The organism is Eikenella sp. (assembly GCF_057315495.1).
On record NZ_DBHKXY010000036.1, the window covers coordinates 1 to 5,124 of the forward strand.

Below are 5,124 nucleotides of genomic sequence, written 5' to 3' on the forward strand. Positions count from 1 at the left end.
CTAGATTACAGTGCTAAGATCAAAAAGGATGTGGGGAAAGGAACCTTGGATGAGATGGGATTCTTGAACCCGCTATTTTCAGCCGGCAGGGTGACTTGATATGCCCAGACAGATTGCCGTGTGGCTTTTTCCATGTAGTGATCCCACACAATCTATCACTGCATAGCCAAAGATTCTCTCAGAACTATCTGAGGTGGAAGCTTGATACTCTTGTAACATTTGCCTATTAAGAGGCTACCTGAAACTTTCAGGTAGCCTCTTGTGCCTTGAAAAATTATCTAAGTTGAACCAACCTTGCAGGAGGAAACAAGAGTTTGGTTATATAATCCACGCTTCTTTTAGTTATTCCAACACTTCAGACCGTGCTTACATCAGCTCCACAAAACTCCCTACTTTCCGGCTTAAACAATGAGCAACTTTCTGCGGTAACCTGGCCGGCGCAATCTGCTTTGGTGCTGGCTGGTGCCGGCAGCGGTAAGACTAAAGTGCTTACCACCCGTATCGCTTGGCTCTTACACAGTGCTCAAGCCAGCCTACATTCGGTGATGGCGGTTACGTTCACCAATAAAGCAGCTAAAGAAATGCGTACTCGGCTCGAAGCCATGTTGCCGCTGAATATCCGTGCCATGTGGCTGGGTACGTTTCATGGCCTGTGCCACCGTTTCCTGCGTCTACATCACAAGGAAGCTGGTCTGCCTGCCACCTTCCAGATTCTAGACGGCACTGACCAGCTTGCGCTGGTTAAACGCCTGCTTAAACTCCTCAACATTTCTGAAGAAATCATCGCTCCACGTGCCTTGCAAGGCTTTATCAACGCGCAAAAAGAAGCTGGGCTACGTGCGGCTGTATTACATGCTAGTAATCCGTTTGAGCAGCGCCTGATTGAATGCTATGCTGAATATGACCGTCTGTGTCGGCAGGAAGGGGTAGTAGATTTTGCCGAACTCATGCTGCGTAGCTACGAAGTGTTGCAAAGTAACGAGATTTTGCGTGCTCACTACCAGAATCGCTTTAATCACATCTTGGTAGACGAATTCCAAGATACCAACAAACTGCAATACGACTGGCTCAAACTTCTGGCCGGGCAACATGCTGCCGTATTTGCTGTGGGAGATGATGATCAAAGCATTTACCGTTTCCGTGGCGCGCGCGTGGGCAATATGGCCGACTTCATGCGCGAATTTCAGGTAGCCTCTCCCATTAAGCTGGAGCAGAACTACCGCTCGGTGGGGAACATCCTTGCTGCTGCCAATGCCGTGATTGCCCATAACGACAGCCGCTTGGGCAAAAACTTGCGTACTGAAGCCGAGCATGGCGAAAAAATCCGCTTTCTTTCCGCCTTTACCGACGGTGAAGAAGCGGAATTCGTAGTGGAAGAAATCAAAGCCCTGCACCGCGACGGCATGGATTTGGCGCAAACTGCCGTACTCTACCGCAGCAACGCCCAGTCTCGCATTCTTGAGCAAGTCCTGTTCCGTGCCGGCCTGCCTTATAAAATCTACGGCGGCCTGCGCTTTTACGAGCGCCAGGAGATCAAGCACGCACTTGCTTATTTGCGGCTAGCGGTTAATCCCGACGACGATAACGCCCTGTTGCGTGTCATCAACGTGCCCGCGCGCGGTATCGGCAGCCGTACGGTGGAAAATATCCAAGCTGCTGCTGCGCAGGAAGGTGTACCGCTGTGGCAGGCAGCCTGCCGCGTGGCTGTGAAAAACGGCAAGGTGGCTGCTTTTGTGGGCCTGATTGAAAGCCTGCGCGGCTGCATTGGCTCAATAGGGCTACCTGAAATTGTGGCCGAGGCCGTACGCAGCAGCGGCCTGTATGAGTATTACCAAAATCAAAAGGGCGATCATCAAGACCGCTTAGACAACTTGGACGAACTCATCCGTGCCGCGGAAGAATTCCGCCCTGAAGACAGCACGTTTGAAACCCTGCCTGCCGATGCCGCAGAGAGCCCGGCCTTCCCCGTGCTTGCCTTTTTGAGCAATGCCGCGCTCGAATCCGGCGAAAACCAGGCCGCTGCCGATGAATCTGCCGTGCAGCTGATGACCGTGCACGCCGCTAAAGGGCTGGAATTCGATGCTGTATTCCTCACTGGCATGGAAGAAGGCCGTTTCCCCAGCGAATTGAGCCTGGCCGAACATGGCGGGCTGGAAGAGGAGCGGCGGCTGATGTATGTGGCCATTACCCGCGCGCGACAGCGGCTCTACATCAGCATGGCGCAACAGCGGATGTTGCACGGCCAAACCCATTTCGGTACCGTATCGCGCTTTGTGGAAGAAATTCCGCCAGATTTACTGCATTTCCTTACTCCCGTGTTCAAACCACGCTTCCCCGTGCCCGAAGGCCGGCCCCAACAGAGTAGGGCAGAATGGGCTGCGCCGGCAGCGAAGCAGGATTATGATGGCTTCAGCATCGGCCAAAACGTGCGACATGCCAAATTCGGCACCGGTGTGATCATCGAAGGTGAACACAAGGTCGGCAGTGCCCGCCTCACCGTAAACTTCGGCAAGCAGGGCATTAAAGTGCTGGACACTAAGTTTGCCAAACTGGAAGCGGTGTGAGTTTTCAGGTAGCCTTAAGGTTTGAAGCCAATTGCTCAATAGGCTACCTGAAAGACATCAGCTTCAACGTAGCTAAAAAAATCCATTGATTATTAAGGAGAACGCCATGTCCGCATACGACAGCAACAACATCTTCGCCAAAATCCTGCGCGGCGAAATTCCCAACCATACGGTATATGAAGATGAAAAAGTCCTCGCCTTTCTCGATGTGATGCCGCAGGCGCGTGGCCATGTGTTGATTGTGCCGAAAACGCAGGCCGTGGAGCTGAGCGATCTGCCATTAGAATATGCGCAAGCCGTGTTTGCCGCTGCCAAGAAAATCATTGCCGCCCAGCGTAAAGTTTTGCAGCGGCACGGCATCGTGCAAATGCAGCTCAACGGCCAAGAAGCCGGGCAGAGCGTGTTCCACTATCATATGCACCTGATCCCCGGGCATCTGCACGAGCTGGGGGAACACGAAGACAAGATGGCCGACCACGCCGAATTGGCCGCGCTGGCTGCTCAACTGCGTGAGGCCATAGCGTAGCCGTGCTCCGATTCGGCGCAGTATATTGAAGCGGCAGTCATGAAATCAGCTGCATGTAACACCATGCCTGCGGCAATACTAAAAGGCTACCTGAAAAATTTTCAGGTAGCCTTTTGAAGACATCCAGCAAAGCAGATAAATCTAGCAGCAATGTCAGAATCGCAGTAGCTCAATCGTCTAACCACAAGGTACTCTCACGGTATGAGGCTACCTGAAATTTTCAGCTGGCCTTTCATAGCAAGATGAAATCCGAACAAGCAGAATCCAATAATCATGAACAGGTTTGGCAGCAAACGGATACCGCCGAACTGAGGTGTAAACTTTTACGTTTTGCCACCCTACAGCTACACGATGCCCAATGGGCGGAAGATGTGGTGCAAGATACCATGCTGAAAGCCTTTGCCCGTCGGCAGCAGTTTAAGGCGGATGCACAATGGCAAACGTGGGTATTCGCCATTTTGCGCAATACTTTATTAGATAGCCTGCGCAGCCGCAAAAACCAGCTGCAATGGCACGTGAGCAGTGAAGACGAGCAGTTTCTTGATGCTGTCCGCCGGCAGCAGTTTGACGAGAGTGGTCATTGGACAGACAGCGCCACTCCTCAAGCATGGGCTTCCCCGGAAGATACCATTCGGCAGCAGGAATTTATGCATACGATGGAATACTGTCTTGAGCACCTGCCGGGCAATACTGCGCGGGTATTTATGCTGCGTGAGTGGATGGGATTGGAAGTGGCTGAAATTTGCCAGCAAATCGGTATCAGTGCCGACAATTGCTATACCATTCTCTACCGCGCCCGCAACGGTCTGCGCCGTTGCCTGCAAAGCAACTGGTTAAATGGATAATGAGAGAACGACTATGCTGAAATGCCAACGAGCCGCAGAACTGATTTCGCTACAACAAGACCGCCCACTGAGCCTTTGGGAGCGCTGGCAGCTGCGATTACACCTGCTGGTTTGCTCACCCTGCAAACGTTACCAAAAACAACTGGACACCATTAGTTTGGCAATGCAACATGTACGGCAGGAGCAGGCTGAAGATAAGCAGTGAAAGGCTACCTGAAAAAATATTTGATAAAATAATATGTTCGTTAATTAACGAAAATATTTTACTGAAAAGGCTTGACTCAGATTGGAAGAACTGGTGTAATAACGAACTTCAATAGTGGCCAGATAGCTCAGTTGGTAGAGCAACGGATTGAAAATCCGTGTGTCGGCAGTTCGATCCTGCCTCTGGCCACCACTAACCGCATTTTAGCGGTTATTTTTTTGTCTAACGCCGTCTATCCAAATCTACAAGACCCAAGCCCAGCAAGGCTTTTAGCCATGCTTAGGGCTTGTTTGGTATCTACCGCCGTCTATCCGAATCGCATTGAAGCAACAAAATTTTGGGGGTATATTTAGGGGTATCTTAGAAACACCACCGAAAAAATACCCCCAGATGCCGCTAACTGACCGCCAAATCAAGAATGCCAAGCCTGCCGCCAAAGCCTACAAGCTGGCTGACGGCAGAGGGTTGTATCTGCAAGTTACCCCTGCGGGTGGCAAGTTGTGGCGTTGGAAATACCGGATAGGCGGCAAAGAAAAGCTGTTATCCATTGGGAAATACCCCCTTATCTCCCTACTTGAAGCGCGGGAAGCCGCCGAAAGCGCGCGCCGCCTGCTGGCTGCCGGGCAAGACCCGGGCGAAGCCAAGAAGCAGGCCAAACAAGAGCGTATTGCCGCCCTGCAAAACACCTTCCACAATTTGGCCGCCGAATGGTACGAACACCAGCGTGCCGGCTGGACGGCAGGCCATGCCACTAAAGTGTGGCGCAGCTTCGAGGCGGATATTCTGCCTGCGCTGGTGCATCGATAGGAGTTAAAGCGTACCGTGCAGGAAATTCTGTTAGAACATCAGCCACCATTGCACGCGGTACTACAAAAATTAATAATGCAGCAAATATAGCTACAAGACATACATTAAATATGGGGCTGACGTAGATTAGCCCTAAATTCCACACCAATCCCGCAAGATTTTTAGCTGTCGGGACGG

At 51.6% G+C, this 5,124-nt stretch carries 4 protein-coding genes, 1 tRNA gene and 1 pseudogene; all 6 read left to right on the forward strand.

The features are described 5' to 3' along the window. Window positions 1-362: 362 nt before the first annotated feature. Window positions 363-2,564: a UvrD-helicase domain-containing protein gene (locus tag ACO6EE_RS06385; protein WP_485960049.1), complete on the forward strand. Its 2,202-nt coding sequence runs from the start codon at window positions 363-365 to the stop codon at window positions 2,562-2,564. A gap of 106 nt (window positions 2,565-2,670) precedes the next feature. Then, window positions 2,671-3,090: an HIT domain-containing protein gene (locus tag ACO6EE_RS06390; protein WP_485960050.1), complete on the forward strand. Its 420-nt coding sequence runs from the start codon at window positions 2,671-2,673 to the stop codon at window positions 3,088-3,090. 242 nt (window positions 3,091-3,332) lie between these two features. Further along, window positions 3,333-3,935 carry a sigma-70 family RNA polymerase sigma factor gene (locus ACO6EE_RS06395; RefSeq protein ID WP_485960051.1) on the forward strand — a complete coding sequence of 201 codons (603 nt, stop codon included), beginning with the start codon at window positions 3,333-3,335 and terminating at the stop codon, window positions 3,933-3,935. A 13-nt stretch (window positions 3,936-3,948) separates the two neighbouring features. Next, complete coding sequence (locus tag ACO6EE_RS06400; RefSeq protein WP_485960052.1) at window positions 3,949-4,140, forward strand: zf-HC2 domain-containing protein; 192 nt, start codon at window positions 3,949-3,951, stop codon at window positions 4,138-4,140. 116 nt (window positions 4,141-4,256) lie between these two features. Then, a tRNA-Phe gene (locus ACO6EE_RS06405) sits at window positions 4,257-4,332 on the forward strand. Window positions 4,333-4,530: 198 nt separating this feature from the next. Next, a pseudogene (locus tag ACO6EE_RS06410) lies at window positions 4,531-4,935 on the forward strand (tyrosine-type recombinase/integrase); the annotation flags it as partial. Window positions 4,936-5,124 lie beyond the last annotated feature (189 nt).

Coding starts and splice junctions, on each gene's coding strand:
- ACO6EE_RS06390 (WP_485960050.1), top strand. CDS start 2,671: ATGTCCGCATACGACAGCAACAACATCTTCGCCAAAATCCTGCGCGGC.
- ACO6EE_RS06395 (WP_485960051.1), top strand. CDS start 3,333: ATGAAATCCGAACAAGCAGAATCCAATAATCATGAACAGGTTTGGCAG.
- ACO6EE_RS06400 (WP_485960052.1), top strand. CDS start 3,949: ATGCTGAAATGCCAACGAGCCGCAGAACTGATTTCGCTACAACAAGAC.